This window comes from Streptomyces cyslabdanicus, assembly GCF_052663305.1.
The window spans coordinates 100,947-118,818 of the sequence record NZ_JBQRUW010000047.1; the positions used below are offsets into that span (position 1 = coordinate 100,947).

The window sequence follows — 17,872 nt, forward strand, 5'->3', positions numbered from 1 at the left end:
AGTGGCCCCGTGTGCACCGCCCCGGAGCAATCTCGGATCCGATGGGATCCGGCCCTTGTGCGCCCCCAGGTGTTCACTTAACCTCGCAGCAACATCGAAGCGCTTCGACTCGGTTTCGACCTCAGCCAGTTCCACTCGAGACATCGAGCATCGGGATAGAGATTCATCGGGACACCGCAGCCGACGGCTCCACCGCCGGGTGTCCTGGTGCGCCACGAAGGGTTGACGCAATGACGCCGAACGCCGCCCCCGCCTCCGCCGGCCCCAGCCGGAGAAGCTTCCTCGCCTCCACGGCGGTCGCCGCCGCAGCGGTGGCGGGAGGGATGCCGCTGCTCACCGCCTGCGGCGGTTCCGACAGCGGCTCGGGCGGGGGCACCACCTCGGGCAAGGACGCGAAGAAGCTGCTGCCGTCCTACGTGGCGAACAGCGTCGTCGCCCCCGACATCGCCGCCAAGAACGGCTCCGCCGTCGGCTTCACCAGCCCGCTCGACCTCGCCGGTCTGAAGACCTCCGTGCCGAAGAAGCTCGGCAAGGGCGGCAAGGTGACGATCATGTCGCCGTTCTGGGGATCCCCGCCCAAGCAGGACAACCCGTACTACCAGGGGATGAACGACCTCATCGGCGTCGACGTCGTCTGGCAGAACCAGGACGGCAACACCTACGAACAGAAACTGGGAGCCGTCCTCGCCTCCAGCAGCGTCCCGGACGTCGTGGTGATCCCCGGCTGGAACATGGGCGGCAAGATCCCCAGCGCGATCACCGGCAAGTTCGCCGACCTGGGCCCCCACCTGTCCGGGGACAAGGTCAAGGAGTACCCGAACCTCGCGGCGATCCCGACGGACGCCTGGCAGCGCTGCATCTTCGGCGGGAAACTGCGCGGCCTGCCGATGCCCGCCTCCTACGTCACGAACATCGTGCCCTTCTACCGCAAGGACATCTTCGACAAGGAGGGCTACGACGTCCCGCGCTCGGCGGACGAGTTCGCGGCGCTGGCCAAGGACATCACCAACGCCCGGGCCAAGCGGTGGGCCTGCCTCGACATGAAGTGGACCGCGTTCAACATCTTCGGTGTGCTCTCCGGCAGCGAGAAGCCGCTCGGCTGGAACCTCGTCGACGGCAAGCTGATCTACCGCGTCGAGACCCAGGAGTACCTGGAGGCGCTGGAGTGGACCCGCAAGCTCTTCGCCGCCGGGTACGTCCACCCGGACGCCAAGCTGGGCAAGAGCGCCCAGACCGACTCGGGCCCCAAGTTCGCCTCCGGCGAGTTCCTGATCTACAACGACGACATCTCGCAGTGGTACAGCCGGACCGCCGAACAAGCCGTCCAGAACCCGGACTTCAAGATCTCCGGCATGGACGTCTTCGGCCACGACGGCGGTGCGCCCACCCTGTGGGCCACCCAGCCCGCCAACATCTTCGCGTTCGTCAGCAAGAAGGCGTCCGAGTCCGTCGTCCGTGACGTGCTGGCCGTCGCGAACGTCACCGCAGCCCCGTACGGCACCAAGGAGTACATGCTCACCAACTACGGGGTCGAGGGCACCCACTACACCGTCAAGAACGGGGTGCCCGTCAAGAACGACAAGGGCAACAACGAGGTCATCAACGCCTACATCATGGTCGCGAGCCCCGCCGCGACCCTCGCCCACCCGGACTTCCCGGACACCGCCCGGGCGCAGGTCGAGTGGCAGCAGCGGATGGGCGCCGCCACCAGGAAGTCTTCCTTCTACGGCATGCAGATCGCCGAGCCCTCCCGCTATACCAACCTGTCCAACGACTTCGAACAGCTGGAGGACGACATCGTCCGCGGCCACAAGAAGATCAGCGACATGCAGCAGGCCGTCTCCGACTGGAAGAGCAAGGGCGGCGACCGACTGCGCGACTGGTACAAGAAGCTCCTGGACGAGAACGGCTCGGCGGCAGGCTGACCCGGGCGCTGAGGCAAGGAGACCGGCCGTGTCCCACAGCACGGTGCCTCGGAGCGGGACCGAGGCCGACACGACGGAGAGGACTCCGGAGGCGTCCGGCGGCGCCACCGGAACCCGCGAGGACGCGCACCCGGGGAGGCTGAGCCTGCGCACCAGGGTCCGACGCGACCGCGTGCTGCTCCTGATGACGCTCCCGGCCGTCGTCCTCGTCCTGCTCTTCAACTACGTACCGATCCTCGGCAACGTCGTCGCCTTCCAGGACTACGACCCCTACATCAGCGACAACGGCGTCGTCTCCATCCTGCACAGCCCCTGGGTGGGCCTGGAGAACTTCCAGGCGATCTTCGCGGACTCGGCGTTCTGGAACGCCGTGCGGAATACGCTGGTGCTGTTCTTCCTCCAGCTCGTGCTGTACTTCCCCATCCCGATCCTGCTCGCGCTGCTCATCAACAGCGTGGTCAGACCGCGGGTGCGGGCGGTCGCGCAGGCCGTGCTGTACCTGCCGCACTTCTTCTCCTGGGTGCTGATCGTCGCCGTCTTCCAGCAGCTGCTGGGCGGCGCTGGACTGCTCTCCCAGCTGCTGCGCCAACACGGTTACGACGGCTTCGACCTCATGACCGACCCCGCCACCTTCAAGCTGCTCCTCACCGCGCAGAGCGTGTGGAAGGACGCCGGCTGGGGGATCATCGTCTTCCTCGCCGCGCTCACCTCGGTGAGCCCGGACCTGTACGAGGCCGCCGCGATGGACGGCGCCGGACGGTGGCGCCGCATCTGGCACGTCACGCTGCCCGCGCTGCGCCCGGTCATCGCGCTGCTGCTGGTGCTGCGCGTCGGCGACGCCCTCACCGTCGGCTTCGAACAGATCCTGCTGCAACGCGACGCCGTCGGACCGGGCGCCGCGGAGGTGCTGGACACCTTCGTGTGGTGGAACGGCGTACGCAACCAGGACTTCGGCTACGCGGCCGCCGCCGGCCTGATCAAGGGCGTGGTCAGCATCGGACTGGTCCTCGCCGCGAACAAGGTGGCCCATCTGATGGGCGAGCAGGGGGTGTACAAGAGGTGACCGCCGTGATCGACAAGCCCGTCCGCGGACGCCGCCGGTGGGCCGCGCCGCCCCGGCCGGTGTGGGAGGAACAGCCCACGAGGGCGGGCCTGGCGGGCAAGGGCCTCGTCCTCACCCTGGCCTGCCTGGCGATCCTCTTCCCGCTGTGGATCGTCGTCGTCACCAGCCTCTCCTCACGCAGGACCATCGACGAGGCGGGCGGCCTGGTGATGGTGCCCAAGGGCATCACCTTCATCGCCTACCGGGAACTGCTCGGCGGCGGCCAGGTCACCCGCGCCGCCCTCGTCAGCGTCCTGGTCACCCTGGTCGGCACGCTGTTCTCCATGACGGTGTCCGTGCTGTGCGCCTACGGCCTGTCCCGCACCGGCTCGCTCGGCCACCGCTGGATCCTGATGATCCTGCTGGCGACGATGTTCTTCAGCGCCGGTCTCATCCCGACCTACCTGCTGGTGCAGACCCTCGGCCTGACCGACACCTACCTCGCGCTGATCCTGCCCAGCGCGGTCAGCGTGTTCAACATCCTCGTCCTGCGCGGCTTCTTCATGGGCATCTCGCCCGAACTCGTCGACAGCGCCCGCATCGACGGCGCCGGCGATCTGCGCATCCTGTGGCAGATCGTCATGCCGCTCTCCCGCGCGGTACTCGCCGTGATCACCCTGTTCTACGCCGTCGGCTACTGGAGCGCCTGGTTCAACGCCTCCCTGTACCTCAACGACCAGAGCATGCTCCCGCTGCAGAACGTCATGATCCAGCTCGTCCAGAAGCAGGAGGCCCCCGTGGGCCTCGCCCAGTCCATCAAGACCGGTCAACTGTCCGGGCTCGCCGTGCAGATGGCGGTCATGGTGATGGCGCTGCTGCCGGTGGCCGTGCTGTCCCCGTTCGTCCAGAAGCACTTCAGGAAGGGGATGCTGACGGGGGCGGTCAAGGGATGAGGGAGCTTCCGTGGTCGACGCGTACGACCCGCGGCCGCATCCTCTTCGGCGGCGACTACAACCCCGAGCAGTGGCCCGAGGAGACCTGGCACGAGGACGTCCGGCTGATGAAGGACGCCGGGGTCAACTCGGTCACCCTCGGCGTGTTCTCCTGGTCGAAGCTCGAACCGCACCCCGGCGCACGCGAGTTCGGCTGGCTCGACACGGTGATGGACCTCATGGCGGACAACGGCGTCGGAGTCGTCCTCGCCACCCCCACCTCCTCGCCCCCGCCCTGGATGGGCCGCCTGCACCCCGACACCCTGCCCCGCGACGAGGACGGCTGCACCGAGTGGTGGGGCGGCCGGCAGCACTTCTCGCACTCCAGCGCCACCTACCGCCGCTACGCCGCCGCCATCACCGAGGACCTGGCCGCCCGCTACGCCGGCCACCCGGCCCTCACGATGTGGCACATCAACAACGAGTACTGCACCCACGACTACGGCGACGAGGCCGCCGCCGCCTTCCGCCGCTGGCTGCGGACCAGGTACGGCACCCTCGACGCCCTCAACACCGCCTGGGGCACCGCCTTCTGGAGCCAGGGCTACGACAGCTGGGACGGCATCCTGCCCCCGCGCCGCACCCACTACCTGAAGAACCCCACCCAGGTGCTGGACTTTTGCCGCTTCACCTCCGACGCGCTCCTGGAGTGCTACCGCGCCGAACGCGACATCGTCCGCCGGCACACCCCGCACCTCCCGGTCACCACCAACTTCATGCCGCTGTGGTCCGGCCAGGACGGCTGGCGCTGGGCCGCCGAGGAGGACGTCGTCTCCGTCGACCTCTACCCCGACCCGCACGACCCCCTCGGCGCCCAGTACGGCGCGCTCGTCCAGGACCTCACCCGCTCCCAGGCCCGCGGCCCCTGGATGCTCATGGAACAGGCGGCCGGACCCGTCAGCTGGCGCCCCGTCAACCACCCCAAACCGTCCGGCCTCAACCGCCTGTGGTCCCTTCAGGCCGTGGCCCACGGCGCCGACGCCGTCTGCTACTTCCAGTGGCGCCAGTCCCGGCAGGGCGCGGAGAAGTTCCACTCCGCGATGGTCGGCCACGCCGGCGAGCAGGGCCGTACGTTCCAGGAGGTCAAGCGGATCGGCGCCGAACTGCGCCGGATCGGCGCCGAGGTGTCCGGCACCCACGGCACCCGCGACATCGCGATCCTGCACGACTGGCACTCCTGGTGGGCCTGCGAGCAGGACGGCCGCCCGTCCACGCACGTCGCCTACCCCGAGGTCCTGCGCGCCTGGCACCGCGCCCTGTGGGAAGCCCACCTCACCGCCGACTTCGCCCACCCCGAGCACGACCTCACCGCCCACCGGCTCGTCGTCGTCCCCCAGCTCTACCTGCTCACCGACGCGGCGATCGGCAACCTCCTGGCGTACGTCGCCGGCGGCGGCACCCTCGTGTGCGGCTTCCTCACCGGGGTCGCCGACGAGGACGACCGGGTGCGCCCCGGCGGCATGGACGCCCGGCTGCGCGAGCTGTTCGGCATCCGCACGCTGCACCAGTGGTGGCCGCTGGAGGCGGGGGAGAGCGTCGCGTGCGCGGGCGGACTGCGCGGGACCCTGTGGTCGGAGGAGATCGAGGCCGCCGCCACCGCCGACGAGACGGTCCCGTACCGGGGTGGCGAGCTCGACGGGATGCCCGCCGTGCTGCGCCGCGGCCGCGCCTGGTACGTCTCCACGCTCCCGGAGCCCGAGGCGCTGCGCGCCCTGCTCACCCGCGTCGCCGCCGGTGCCGGCGTCCGCCCGGTGCTGGACGAACTGCCCGCCGGGGTCGAGGCCGTACGGCGCGGCGAGCTGCTGTTCCTGCTCAACCACCGGCGTGAACCGGTGACCGTCGACGTGCCGGGCAGCCACCGCGACCTGCTCACCGGGTCGGCCGTGAACGGCCGCACGACGCTCGGACGGTACGGAGCGGCGGTGCTGAAACCGTGACCGGCGGACCCCGGCACGGAACCTGGGAACCCCTCCCGGCCGCCCGCTGGGAGGACGCCTTCCTCAGCGGCAACGGCCACCACGGCGCCCTGGTGTCCGGCGACCCGGACGACGACCGCGTGATCGTCACCCATCACACCCTCGTCCGTCCGAACGGAGCCGAGCACGCCCGGCCCCCGCTCCTCGCCGATCGGCTCGCCGCACTCCAGGACCGCCTGCTCGCCGGTGACCGCACCGCCGCCGAGTCCTTCACGGACGGCCGGCCGTTGCAGTGGGTGCGGCCCTTCCACCCGGCCTTCCGGATCAGGCTGAGCCGCCCGGCCCGCGCTCGGCGGGGCTACCGCCGCTCGGTCGACTTCACCAGCGGCGAGGTGACGGCGGTGTGCGGGGACCGGAGCAGCCGCGTCTTCGTCTCCCGTGCCGACGACGTGATCGTCCAGCACGTCACCGCGCCCGGTGCCGTGCTCGACGTCCGCCTGGACCACCGGCTGCCCGGCGTGCCGCCCGGCCTGCGCGTCGGCCACGGGGCACGGCTCACCGCCGGGGGCGCCGTACTGAGCCTGCATGCCCGCTACCCGGGCAGCGACCGTGCCTACACCGGCGTGACGCTGATCGCCGTCACCGGTGGCACCACGGCGCTCACCCCGCCCGGAGCGCGTATCACCGGCGCGGACTCGGTGCTGCTGCTCACCCGGGTCCGCCGGCACACCGGTGAACCGGCCGTGGCCGAGGACGCGGGAGCCCTGCTCGACCTGCTCACCGGGCGGACCTACGACGACCTCCTCGAGAGCCATCTGCCCGCGCACCGCACCGCCTACCACCGTGTCACCCTCGACCTGCGCGGCGACCCCGGCGAACGCGACCTGCCGGGGTCGGAGTTGCTGCAGCGGCCCGGCAGCGCGGCCCTCCTCGAGCGGCTGTTCGCGGCGGGCCGCTACCACCTGCTCTCCGCCAGCGGCCTGCTCCCGCCCCGGCTCACCGGACTGTGGACCGGCGACTGGGACACGGCCTGGTCCGGCGCGTTCACCACGGACGCCAACCTCAACCTCCAGACCGCCTCCGCCGCGGCGGCCGGACTTCCCGAGGTGGGCGAGGCCCTGGCCCGGCTCGTCGAGGCACAACTGCCCGACTGGCGGGACAACGCCCGCGCGATCTTCGGCACCCGAGGGGCCGTCGCGCCCGCGCACACCGACGGCGAGTCCGGCCACACGTACCACTTCAGCCGTGAGTACCCGCTGCACCTGTGGACCGCCGGCGCCGACTGGCTGCTGGGGCCGCTCGTCCACCTCGACGAGACACGCGGCGTCCAGGACCCCCGCACCGCCGCCGCGCTCGCCGAGGTCGCCCGGTTCTACGAGGACTTCCTCACGCGCACCGACGAACATGGCCATCTCGTGGTCGTCCCCTCCTACTCACCGGAGAACCGTCCCGCCAACGCGAGCTGGGGCGCGCTCAACGCCGCCATGGACCTCTCCGCCGCCCGGCACGCCCTGCGGACGGCCGCCGCCTACCACCCCGGCACCCCCGACGCCGACCGCTGGCAGGCCCTCGCCGACCGCCTCCCACCGCACCGGATCAACAGCGACGGCGCCCTCGCCGAATGGGCGTGGCCCGGTCTGGCGGACACCTACGACCACCGCCACCTCAGCCACCTCTACGCCGTCTGGCCGCTGGACGAGATCACCCCTCACGACACCCCGGACCTGGCCGCCGCCGCCCGCCGCGCCCTGGAACTGCGCGGCGCGGAGAACGACTCGGCCCACGGCCACCTCCACCACGCCCTGATCGCGGCCCGCCTCGGCGACGGCGACCGCGTCGCCCGCGCCCTCGCGCACGTCCTGGAGGGCGACTACTTCCACACCTCCCTGATGAGCGCCCACTACCCGAACCGGAACGTCTACAACGCCGACGCCGCCCACGCCCTGCCCGCCGTGCTGATCGAGACGCTGGTGCGGTCCACCCCGGACCGGCTGGTCCTGCTGCCCGCGCTCCCACCGGCGTACCCGGAGGGCGAACTGCGCGGCGTCCGCACCCGGTTCGGAGCCGAGGTCGACCTGGCGTGGAGCCGGGACACGGTCGCGGCAGTCCTGCGCCCCACCCGCACCGTCCGCATCGAACTGAGGACTTCCACCGGCGTCCGGCCACTGGACCTGGTCGCCGGAGAAGACCACGCCCTCGGCCTGAGGGAGTGGTAGCCCCCCCGCAACTCCCCCCACCCATGGAAGGACACCATGGCCATGGCACCACGGACACTGAGCAGGCTCTCCAAGGCGCTGATCGCCCCCGCCCTCGCCCTCGGCGCCACCGTCGGTCTCGCCTCCGCCCCCGCCCAGGCCGCCGTCTGGAACTCGTGCGACCAGTGGGGCAACACCACGCTGAACGGCTACACGCTCTACAACAACATCTGGGGCTCCGGCGCCGGCAGCCAGTGCATCTGGGCCAACTCCGGCACCAACTGGGGCGTGACGGCCAGCCATCCGAACACCGGCGGCGTCAAGTCCTACCCCAACGCCAAGAAGGTGATCAACAAGTCGATCACCTCGCTCGCCTCGCTCACCAGCAGCTACAACGTCACCGTCCCGTCCTCCGGCGCGTACAACACGTCCTACGACATCTGGGACACCGGCTACCGGTACGAGATCATGCTCTGGGTCAACAGGACCGGGGCCGTCGGCCCGCTCGGCAGTTCGCAGGGCAGCGTCACCCTCGGCGGTTCGACCTGGACCGTCTACAAGGGCAACAACGGTTCGAACGACGTCTTCTCGTTCGTCCGCGGCTCCAACTCCAGCTCCGGCACGGTGGACATCCTGCCCATCCTGAAGTGGATCAAGGACACCAAGGGCTGGTTCGGCAACGTGACCATCGGGGACGTGCAGTTCGGCTACGAGATCACGTCCTCGTCCGGGGGCCTGGCCTTCACCACCAACAGCCTGACGGTCAGCGGCGGCTGATTCCGGCGGGCCCATGAGTGTGCGGCCGGTCCCGCACAGGGGAGGGACCGGCCGCACGTCGGCCTCCGGGCGCGCTACCCGGCGACCGGCAGTTCGGCTCCGTCCCGCAGGAACAGCGGGATGCGGTCCAGCGGGGCGTCGACGGTCACGGCCCTGCCGCCCTCGTACTCCCGGCCGGTCCACGCGTCGGTCCACCGCGCGCCCGCCGGGAGGTACGCGGTGCGGGCCGTGGCCCCGGCGGTCAGCACCGGGGCGACCAGCAGGTCCCGGCCCAGGAGGTAGGAGTCGTCCGCCGTCCACGCCGTCTGGTCCGCGGGGAACTCCAGGAACAGCGGCCGCATCACCGGCAGCCCCTCCTCGTGGGCCTCCCGCATGACCTCCAGCACGTACGGCTTCAGCCGCTCGCGCAGCCGCAGGTACTTCTCCAGGATCGGATAGGCCCGCTCGCCGTACGACCAGACCTCGTTGGGGCCGCCGGTCATCGCGGGGCCCAGCGGCATGCCCGGGTCCCGGAAGCCGTGCAGCCGCATCAGCGGGGACAGCGCCCCGAACTGGAACCAGCGCACCAGCAGCTCCCGGTAGGCGGGGTCGTCCGGGTCGCCGCCGTGGAAGCCGCCGATGTCGGTGTTCCACCAGGGGATGCCGGACAGCGCGGTGTTCAGGCCGGCCGCGATCTGGCGGCGCAGGGTCGCGAAGTCGGTGCCGATGTCACCCGACCACAGGGCGGCGCCGTGGCGCTGACTGCCCGCCCACGCCGAGCGGTTGAGGGTGATCACCTCCTCCACGCCGGCGGCCCGCAGGCCCTCCTCGAAGGCGCGGGAGTTCTCCGCGGGGTAGAGGTTGCCGACCTCCAGGCCGGGGCCCGCCCAGTAGCGCAGGTTCTCGGCGAAGCCCGGCTTCAGCTCCGGCTCGCAGGCGTCCAGCCAGAACGCCGTGATGCCGTACGGATCCAGGTAGTTCTCCTTGATCCTGGACCACACGAACGCGCGCGCCTCGGGGTTGGTGGCGTCGTAGAAGGCCACCTGGACGGTGGAGGCGACCTCCTTGTCGGGCCAGTCGGCGTGCGCCATCGGGCCGTACTGGGTGCCGATGAAGTAGCCGCGCTGCTCCATCACCGGGTGGTTCTCGCTCAGCGGGGACACCGACGGCCAGACGGACACCACCAGCTTGACGCCGAGGTCCGCCAGCTCGCGCACCATCGCCGCCGGGTCCGGCCACTCCTCGGGGTCGAACTTCCACTCGCCCAGATGGGTCCAGTGGAAGAAGTCGCAGACGATCGCGTCGAGCGGCAGGTTCCGCCGCTTGTACTCCCGGGCCACCTCGAGGAGTTCGTCCTGGGTGCGGTAGCGCAGCTTGCACTGCCAGAAGCCGGCCGCCCACGTCGGCAGCATCGGGGTGCGGCCGGTCACCGCGCTGTAGCGGCGCTGGGCGTCGGCCGGGGAGCCCGCGGTGATCCAGTAGTCGATCTGGCGGGCGGAGTCCGCCACCCAGCGGGTGCCGTTGCCGGCCAGCTCCACCCGGCCGACGGCCGGGTTGTTCCACAGCAGGGTGTAGCCGCGGCTGGAGGTGAGCACGGGGATGGACACCTCGGCGTTGCGCTGCACCAGGTCGACGACCAGGCCCTTCTGGTCCAGCCGGCCGTGCTGGTGCTGGCCGAGGCCGTACAGACGCTCGTCGTCGTAGGCGGCAAAGCGCTGCTCCAGGCGGTGGTGGCCGCCTCCGACGGCGGTGTAGAGGCGGGGACCGGGCCACCAGAAGTGGGCGCGCTCCTCGGCCAGCAGCTCCGTGAGGCCGTCCGTGCGCAGGAAGCGGATCAGGCCCGCGGCGTCGACGTCGACCGTGAGCGCGCCGACGGTCAGGCGTGCCCGGCCGTCCTCGATCTTGACGGTGCTCTCGGTGGCCGGCGCGTGGGCGAGGAGCGCGCCGGGCAGGTCGTCCAGGACCGGGCCCCCGAGCCGGGCGCGCACCCGGACCGCGTCCGGCCCCCACGGCTCGATGCGTACGGTCTCCTGGCGGCCGCTCCACTCCAGCACGCCGTCCCGGTCGCGGAAGGTGCCGACCGTGGGGGAGGACTGGGCGAGGCTGACCGGGCCGGGCGAGGTCCGGGTCTCGGCATGCTGGTTCACGAGTGCTCCTTGAAGGAGTGCGGACGGGGGAGTCCTGCGAGAGGGCGTGAGAAGGCATGAGGGCGCCCTGGGCGGGCCGGGGCCCGAGCCGGAGCGGATCGGGGTCAGGAGCAGGAGCGGACCGGGTCAGGAGCCGGACGGGGCCGGCCCCGAACTCGCTCGGACGGTCAACTCGGGCGCGATGAGCGCCACTTCGTCCGTGGCGCGCCCGTCGAGCTTGGCCACGAGTCGTGCGACCGCGTGCCGCCCCATCTCCTGGGCGGGGATGCCCACGGAGGTCAGCCGCACCGAGGCCTGGACGGCGACCTGGTCCGGGCAGATCGCGACCACCGACACGTCCTCGGGTACCGCCCGGCCCTGCTGGCGCAGCAGGGCGAGCAGGGGTTCGACGGCGGACTCGTTCTGCACGACGAAGCCGGTGGTGCCCGGGCGCTCGTCGAGGATCCGGGCCAGGGTCACCGCCATCGCGTCGTAGCCGCCCTCGCAGGGGCGGTGCAGCAGTCCCAGGCCCAGCTCGCGGGCCCGGGAGCGCAGGCCGTCGAGGGTGCGTTCGGCGAAGCCGGTGTGCCGTTCGTAGACCGCGGGCGCCTCACCGATGACGGCGACGTCACGGTGCCCGAGCAGTGCCAGATGCTCCACGCACAGCGCGCCCGTCGCACCCCAGTCCAGGTCCACGCAGGTCAGCCCGGAGGTGTCGGCGGGCAGGCCGATCAGGACGGACGGCTGCCGCTGCTGCCCACCGCGCAGCAGCGGCAGCCGTTCGTCGTCCAGCTCGACGTCCATCAGGATCATGGCGTCGGCGAGCCCGCTGCCGGTGACCCGGCGCACGGCGTCGGGGCCCTCCTCGCCGGTGAGCAGCAGCACGTCGTAGCCGTGGGCGCGGGCGGTGGTCGCCACGGCGATGGCGATCTCCATCATCACCGGCACGTACATGTCGGTGCGCAGCGGGATCATCAGGGCGATGATGTTCGACCTGCTGCTCGCCAGGGCGCGGGCGCCCGCGTTCGGGTGGTAGCCGAGTTTCCGGATGCTCTCCTCGACCCGCTGCCGGGTGCTCGCGGAGATGGACCGCTTGCCGCTGAGGACGTAGCTCACCGTGCTCGCCGAGACTCCGGCGTGCTGGGCGACCTCGGCGAGGGTGACCATCCAGCTCTCCAAGATGTGTGAAGCGCTTCGACAGTGCGCGGTGCTGTCAGCGGTGGGTGAGGGTGGTTCGACAGTAACCCCGGCGAGAGTGGGTGTCCAGAGCCTGTCGAAGCGCTTCGACAGCTTTCTTTCCCCGGCCTCGGACGGAGCGTCCCAGGAGCATCCCAACGGAGTACAACGAGTGGTCGTCACCCGGCGCACACACGATGCTGGGTGGGTCGCACCGCATCAGACGGTGAACGCCAGACGGTGAACTGCGAGCGTCCGTGCGCGTGGGGTGGTGGGTCCGCCCGGTATCGGGTACATACGGTCCAGTAGCACCAGTCGGTAACGTACCGCCCCCACCCTCCCTATTCGCGGCGAGGTGAGCCTCATGTCCGCACCAACATCCAACAAGCCCACCGTGACCGAGCGCGAGGCCCGCGAGGTGGCGGAGGCCGCCCGGGAGCAGGACTGGCACAGGCCCAGCTTCGCCAAGGAGCTGTTCCTCGGCCGCTTCCGGCTCGACCTCATCCATCCGCACCCGCTGCCCGCCGCCGACGACGTCCAGCGCGGCGAGGAGTTCCTGGCCAAGCTGCGCGACTTCTGCGAGACGAAGATCGACTCGGCCCGCATCGAGCGTGACGCGCGGATCCCGGACGAGGTCGTCACCGGGCTCAAGGAGCTCGGCGCACTCGGCATGAAGATCGACACCAAGTACGGCGGCCTCGGCCTGACCCAGGTCTACTACAACAAGGCCCTCGCCCTGGCCGGCTCCGCCAGCCCCGCGATCGGCGCGCTGCTCTCCGCGCACCAGTCGATCGGTGTACCGCAGCCGCTGAAGCTCTTCGGCACCCAGGAGCAGAAGGACACCTTCCTGCCGCGCTGCGCCCGCACCGACATCTCCGCCTTCCTGCTGACCGAGCCGGACGTCGGCTCCGACCCGGCGCGCCTGGCGACCACGGCGGTCCCGGACGGCGACGACTACGTCCTCGACGGAGTCAAGCTGTGGACGACCAACGGGGTCGTGGCCGACCTCCTCGTGGTCATGGCGCGCGTGCCGAAGTCGCCGGGGCACCGGGGCGGCATCACCGCCTTCGTCGTCGAGGCCGCCTCCGAGGGCATCACGGTGGAGAACCGCAACGCCTTCATGGGCCTGCGCGGCATCGAGAACGGCGTCACCCGCTTCCACCGGGTCCGGGTGCCGGCCGCCCACCGCATCGGCGCGGAGGGCCAGGGCCTGAAGATCGCCCTGACCACCCTGAACACCGGCCGGCTGTCCCTGCCGGCGATGTGCGCGGGCGCGGGCAAGTGGTGCCTGAAGATCGCCCGCGAGTGGTCCGCGGTCCGCGAGCAGTGGGGCAAGCCGGTCGCGCTGCACGAGGCGGTCGGTTCCAAGATCTCCTTCATCGCGGCCACCACCTTCGCGCTGGAGGCGGTGCTCGACCTGTCGTCCCAGATGGCCGACGAGAACCGCAACGACATCCGCATCGAGGCCGCCCTCGCCAAGCTCTACGGCTCCGAGATGGCCTGGCGGATGGCCGACGAACTGGTCCAGATCCGCGGCGGCCGCGGCTACGAGACGGCCGCGTCCCTCGCCGCCCGCGGGGAACGCGCGGTCCCCGCCGAGCAGATGCTGCGCGACCTGCGCATCAACCGCATCTTCGAGGGCTCCACGGAGATCATGCACCTGCTGATCGCGCGCGAGGCGGTCGACACCCACCTCGCGGTCGCCGGCGACCTCATCGACCCGGACAAGACCCTCTCGGACAAGGCGAGGGCGGGCGCGAACGCGGGCGTCTTCTACGCCAAGTGGCTGCCCAGGCTGGTCGCGGGTCCGGGCCAGCTCCCGCGCTCGTACGCCGAGTTCCACCCGGCCGGGCACGCCGACCTCTCACCGCACCTGCGGTACGTCGAACGGCACGCCCGCAAGCTCGCCCGCTCCACCTTCTACGCCATGTCCCGCTGGCAGGGCCGGATGGAGACCAAGCAGGGCTTCCTGGGCAGGGTCGTCGACATCGGCGCCGAACTGTTCGCGATGAGCGCGGCGTGCGTCCGCGCCGAGCTCCTGCGCACCCGGGGCGACCATGGCCGCGAGGCCTACCAGCTCGCCGACGCCTTCTGCCGGCAGTCCCGCATCCGCGTCGCCGAACTCTTCGACCGCCTGTGGACCAACACCGACGACCTCGACCGCAAGGTCGTCAAGGGTGTCCTCGGCGGCGTCTACACCTGGCTGGAGGAAGGGGTCATCGACCCGTCGGACGACGGCCCGTGGATCGCGGCGGCGGACCCCGGCCCGAGCGAGCGGGAGAACGTGCACCGGCCGATCCGGTGACAGGCCGACCGGCGGCCGTGACAAGCGGTACGGCCGCCGGTCGGCGCCCTCCAGCGGCCGCCCGGTGGCATCGGCCACCGGGCGGTCGACCGCGTCCGCCGTCGGGGCGTGCTGTGGCGCATCCGTGGCGCGGCGACCGGCGACTCGCTCCACCCGGGAGGGACGCGCTGTCCGTTCGGGGAGCGGCTGCGGCCACAATGGGGGGATGAGCGACAGTCCAGCCCCTCTCGCCGACCCGCACCTCGTCTTCGACCCCGTCGCCGGCGACGGGCCGAGGGACGTGGTGGTCCTCGGGTCCACCGGGTCCATCGGCACCCAGGCCATCGACCTCGTACTGCGCAACCCGGACCGCTTCCGGGTCACCGGGCTCTCCGCCAACGGCGGACGGGTCGGTCTCCTCGCCGAGCAGGCGTACCGGCTGCGGGTGCGGACCGTCGCCGTGGCCCGCGAGGACGTCGTACCGGCCCTGCGCGAGGCACTCGCCGCGCAGTACGGGACCTCCGAGCCGCTCCCCGAGATCCTCGCCGGACCACAGGCGGCCACGCGGCTCGCCGCCTCCGACTGCCACACCGTCCTCAACGGCATCACCGGCTCCATCGGCCTCGCCCCGACCCTCGCCGCGCTGGAAGCCGGCCGCACCCTCGCGCTCGCCAACAAGGAGTCGCTCATCGTCGGCGGCCCGCTGGTCAAGGCGCTCGCCAAGCCCGGTCAGATCATCCCGGTGGACTCCGAGCACGCCGCCCTCTTCCAGGCGCTCGCGGCGGGGACACGGGCCGATGTGCGCAAGCTCGTCGTCACCGCCTCCGGCGGGCCCTTCCGCGGCCGGACCAAGGCCGAGCTCGCCGACGTCACCGTCGAGGACGCCCTCGCCCACCCCACCTGGGCGATGGGCCCGGTGATCACGGTCAACTCCGCCACCCTGGTCAACAAGGGCCTCGAGGTCATCGAGGCACACCTGCTGTACGACATTCCCTTCGATCGCATTGAGGTTGTCGTCCATCCGCAGTCGTATGTCCACTCGATGGTTGAGTTCACGGACGGATCCACCCTCGCCCAGGCGACGCCCCCGGACATGCGCGGGCCCATCGCCATCGGCCTGGGCTGGCCCGAGCGCGTTCCCGACGCCGCGCCCGCCTTCGACTGGAGCAAGGCGTCGACCTGGGAGTTCTTCCCGCTCGACGACGAGGCCTTTCCCTCCGTGGGGCTCGCCCGGCACGTGGGCGGGCTGGGCGGCACCGCCCCGGCCGTGTTCAACGCGGCGAACGAGGAGTGCGTCGACGCGTTCCTGCGCGGCACACTGCCCTTCAACGGGATCATGGAGACCGTGACACAGGTGGTTGAGGAACACGGCACACCCACCACGGGAACTACCCTGACGGTGCCGGACGTCCTCGAAGCGGAGACCTGGGCCCGCGCCAGGGCCCGGGAACTGACAGCGCGAACGGCGACAGCGGAGGCTCGTGCATGACGTCCTTGATGATGATCCTCGGCATAGTCGTCTTCGTGGTGGGCCTGCTGGTCTCGATCGCGTGGCACGAGCTGGGGCATCTGTCCACCGCCAAGCTCTTCGGCATCCGCGTGCCGCAGTACATGGTGGGATTCGGTCCGACGCTCTGGTCCCGCAGGAAGGGGGAGACGGAGTACGGCATCAAGGCCATCCCGTTCGGCGGCTACATCCGCATGATCGGCATGTTCCCGCCGGGCGACGACGGCCGGATCACCGCGCGCTCCACCTCGCCCTGGCGCGGCATGATCGAGGACGCCCGCTCGGCGGCCTTCGAGGAGCTCGGCCCCGGCGACGAGAAGCGCCTGTTCTACACCCGTGCCCCGTGGAAGCGGGTCATCGTGATGTTCGCCGGCCCCTTCATGAACCTGATCCTCGCGGTCGCGCTGTTCCTGACCGTGCTCATGGGCTTCGGTATCTCGCAGCAGACGACCACGGTCAGCTCGGTCTCCCAGTGCGTCATCGCGCAGAGCGAGAACCGCGACAACTGCAAGAAGACCGACGCCCCCGCCCCGGCCGCGGCCGCGGGCCTGAAGGCGGGTGACAAGATCGTCTCCTTCAACGGGGTGAAGACCGACAACTGGAACCAGCTGTCCGACCTGATCCGCGCCAACCCCGGCAAGGAGGTGCCGATCGTCGTCGACCGCAAGGGCCAGGACGTCACCCTGCACGCGAAGATCGCCACCAACCAGGTCGCCAAGAAGGACTCCCACGGCCAGATCGTGCAGGGGCAGTACGTCAGCGCCGGCTTCCTCGGCTTCAGTGCCGCCACCGGCATCGTCCGTCAGGACTTCGGCCAGTCCGTGACCTGGATGGGCGACCGGCTCGGCGAGGCCGTCCACTCCATCGCGAGCCTGCCCGGCAAGGTGCCCGCCCTGTGGAACGCGGCCTTCGACGGCGCCCCGCGCCAGCCCGACTCCCCCATGGGCGTGGTCGGCGCGGCCCGCGTCGGCGGCGAGATCTTCACCCTGGACATCCCGCCCACCCAGCAACTGGCCATGGCCCTGATGCTGGTCGCCGGCTTCAACCTCTCCCTGTTCCTGTTCAACATGCTGCCCCTGCTCCCGCTGGACGGCGGGCACATCGCGGGGGCGCTGTGGGAGTCGCTGCGGCGGAACCTGGCGAGGGTGCTGCGCCGGCCGGACCCGGGTCCGTTCGACGTGGCGAAGCTGATGCCGGTGGCCTATGTGGTGGCGGGCGTCTTCGTCTGCTTCACGGTCCTCGTGATGATCGCCGACGTGGTCAACCCGGTCAAAATCTCCTAGCCACCCGCTGTTCACGGCGGCCGGACGGATCTTCCGTCCGGCCGCCTTCCCTTGAGCGGGTTCGGACGGGTGGGATGTGCTGGGGCGCATGGACGTGCCGTAATCTCGATGTCCGGAGCCCGCCGCTGAACGAGGCCGGACCTTGATCCACGACTTGGGGTTGCACAGCAGATGACTGCGATTTCACTCGGCATGCCGTCCGTACCGACCAAGCTCGCCGAGCGCCGCAAGAGCCGGCAGATCCAGGTCGGGTCGGTGGCGGTGGGCGGGGACGCGCCGGTGTCGGTGCAGTCGATGACGACGACGCGTACGTCGGACGTCGGGGCGACGTTGCAGCAGATCGCGGAGCTGACGGCGTCGGGGTGCCAGATCGTGCGGGTGGCGTGTCCGACGCAGGACGACGCGGACGCGCTGGCGACGATCGCGCGCAAGTCGCAGATCCCGGTGATCGCGGACATCCATTTCCAGCCGAAGTACGTGTTCGCGGCGATCGAGGCGGGGTGCGCGGCGGTCCGGGTGAACCCGGGCAACATCAAGCAGTTCGACGACAAGGTCAGGGAGATCGCCAAGGCGGCCAAGGACCACGGCACGCCGATCCGTATCGGTGTGAACGCGGGGTCGCTGGACCGTCGGCTGCTCCAGAAGTACGGGAAGGCGACTCCGGAGGCGT

General features: G+C 70.9%; 12 protein-coding genes. 10 read left to right on the forward strand and 2 right to left on the reverse strand.

Annotated elements, in window-relative coordinates:
• Positions 1-230 precede the first annotated feature (230 nt).
• The 6 genes from ACTYVM_RS27545 to ACTYVM_RS27570 are packed head-to-tail and all read left to right on the forward strand — an operon-like array spanning position 231 to position 8,847.
• Complete coding sequence (locus ACTYVM_RS27545; protein WP_445528537.1) at positions 231-1,925, forward strand: extracellular solute-binding protein; 1,695 nt, start codon at positions 231-233, stop codon at positions 1,923-1,925.
• A 28-nt stretch (positions 1,926-1,953) separates the two neighbouring features.
• Positions 1,954-2,988: an ABC transporter permease gene (locus tag ACTYVM_RS27550; protein WP_445528538.1), complete on the forward strand. Its 1,035-nt coding sequence runs from the start codon at positions 1,954-1,956 to the stop codon at positions 2,986-2,988.
• Positions 2,985-3,920 carry a carbohydrate ABC transporter permease gene (locus ACTYVM_RS27555; protein ID WP_445528539.1) on the forward strand — a complete coding sequence of 312 codons (936 nt, stop codon included), beginning with the start codon at positions 2,985-2,987 and terminating at the stop codon, positions 3,918-3,920. The genes ACTYVM_RS27550 and ACTYVM_RS27555 overlap by 4 nt, the downstream gene beginning before the upstream one ends.
• Entirely contained in the window at positions 3,917-5,896 is a 1,980-nt protein-coding gene (locus ACTYVM_RS27560; protein WP_445528540.1) for a beta-galactosidase, read from the forward strand. Before ACTYVM_RS27555 ends, ACTYVM_RS27560 begins: the two co-directional genes overlap by 4 nt.
• Positions 5,893-8,091 (forward strand): glycosyl hydrolase family 95 catalytic domain-containing protein, encoded by a 2,199-nt coding sequence (locus ACTYVM_RS27565; protein WP_445528541.1) that lies wholly within the window; start codon positions 5,893-5,895, stop codon positions 8,089-8,091. Before ACTYVM_RS27560 ends, ACTYVM_RS27565 begins: the two co-directional genes overlap by 4 nt.
• A gap of 42 nt (positions 8,092-8,133) precedes the next feature.
• Positions 8,134-8,847, forward strand: coding sequence for a glycoside hydrolase family 12 protein (locus ACTYVM_RS27570; protein WP_445528542.1), 714 nt, complete (start codon positions 8,134-8,136; stop codon positions 8,845-8,847).
• A gap of 74 nt (positions 8,848-8,921) precedes the next feature.
• Here ACTYVM_RS27570 and ACTYVM_RS27575 read toward each other — a convergent pair whose 3' ends face one another.
• A complete protein-coding gene (locus ACTYVM_RS27575) occupies positions 8,922-10,973 on the reverse strand; it encodes a glycoside hydrolase family 31 protein (RefSeq protein ID WP_445528543.1) in 2,052 nt (683 codons plus the stop codon).
• A 126-nt stretch (positions 10,974-11,099) separates the two neighbouring features.
• Positions 11,100-12,119, reverse strand: coding sequence for a LacI family DNA-binding transcriptional regulator (locus ACTYVM_RS27580; RefSeq protein ID WP_445528544.1), 1,020 nt, complete (start codon positions 12,117-12,119; stop codon positions 11,100-11,102).
• A 373-nt stretch (positions 12,120-12,492) separates the two neighbouring features.
• Here ACTYVM_RS27580 and ACTYVM_RS27585 point away from each other — a divergent pair, with 373 nt between their 5' ends.
• The 4 genes from ACTYVM_RS27585 to ACTYVM_RS27600 form a co-directional block, all read left to right on the forward strand.
• A complete protein-coding gene (locus tag ACTYVM_RS27585; RefSeq protein ID WP_445528545.1) occupies positions 12,493-14,433 on the forward strand; it encodes an acyl-CoA dehydrogenase family protein in 1,941 nt (646 codons plus the stop codon).
• A 205-nt stretch (positions 14,434-14,638) separates the two neighbouring features.
• Positions 14,639-15,901: a 1-deoxy-D-xylulose-5-phosphate reductoisomerase gene (dxr, locus tag ACTYVM_RS27590; protein ID WP_445528546.1), complete on the forward strand. Its 1,263-nt coding sequence runs from the start codon at positions 14,639-14,641 to the stop codon at positions 15,899-15,901.
• Positions 15,898-17,202, forward strand: a complete 1,305-nt coding sequence (locus ACTYVM_RS27595) for a M50 family metallopeptidase (RefSeq protein WP_510187050.1) — start codon at positions 15,898-15,900, stop codon at positions 17,200-17,202. Before dxr ends, ACTYVM_RS27595 begins: the two co-directional genes overlap by 4 nt.
• Before the next feature lie 171 nt (positions 17,203-17,373).
• The coding region (locus tag ACTYVM_RS27600) for a flavodoxin-dependent (E)-4-hydroxy-3-methylbut-2-enyl-diphosphate synthase (protein WP_445528547.1) at positions 17,374-17,872 on the forward strand (499 nt) is incomplete at its 3' end.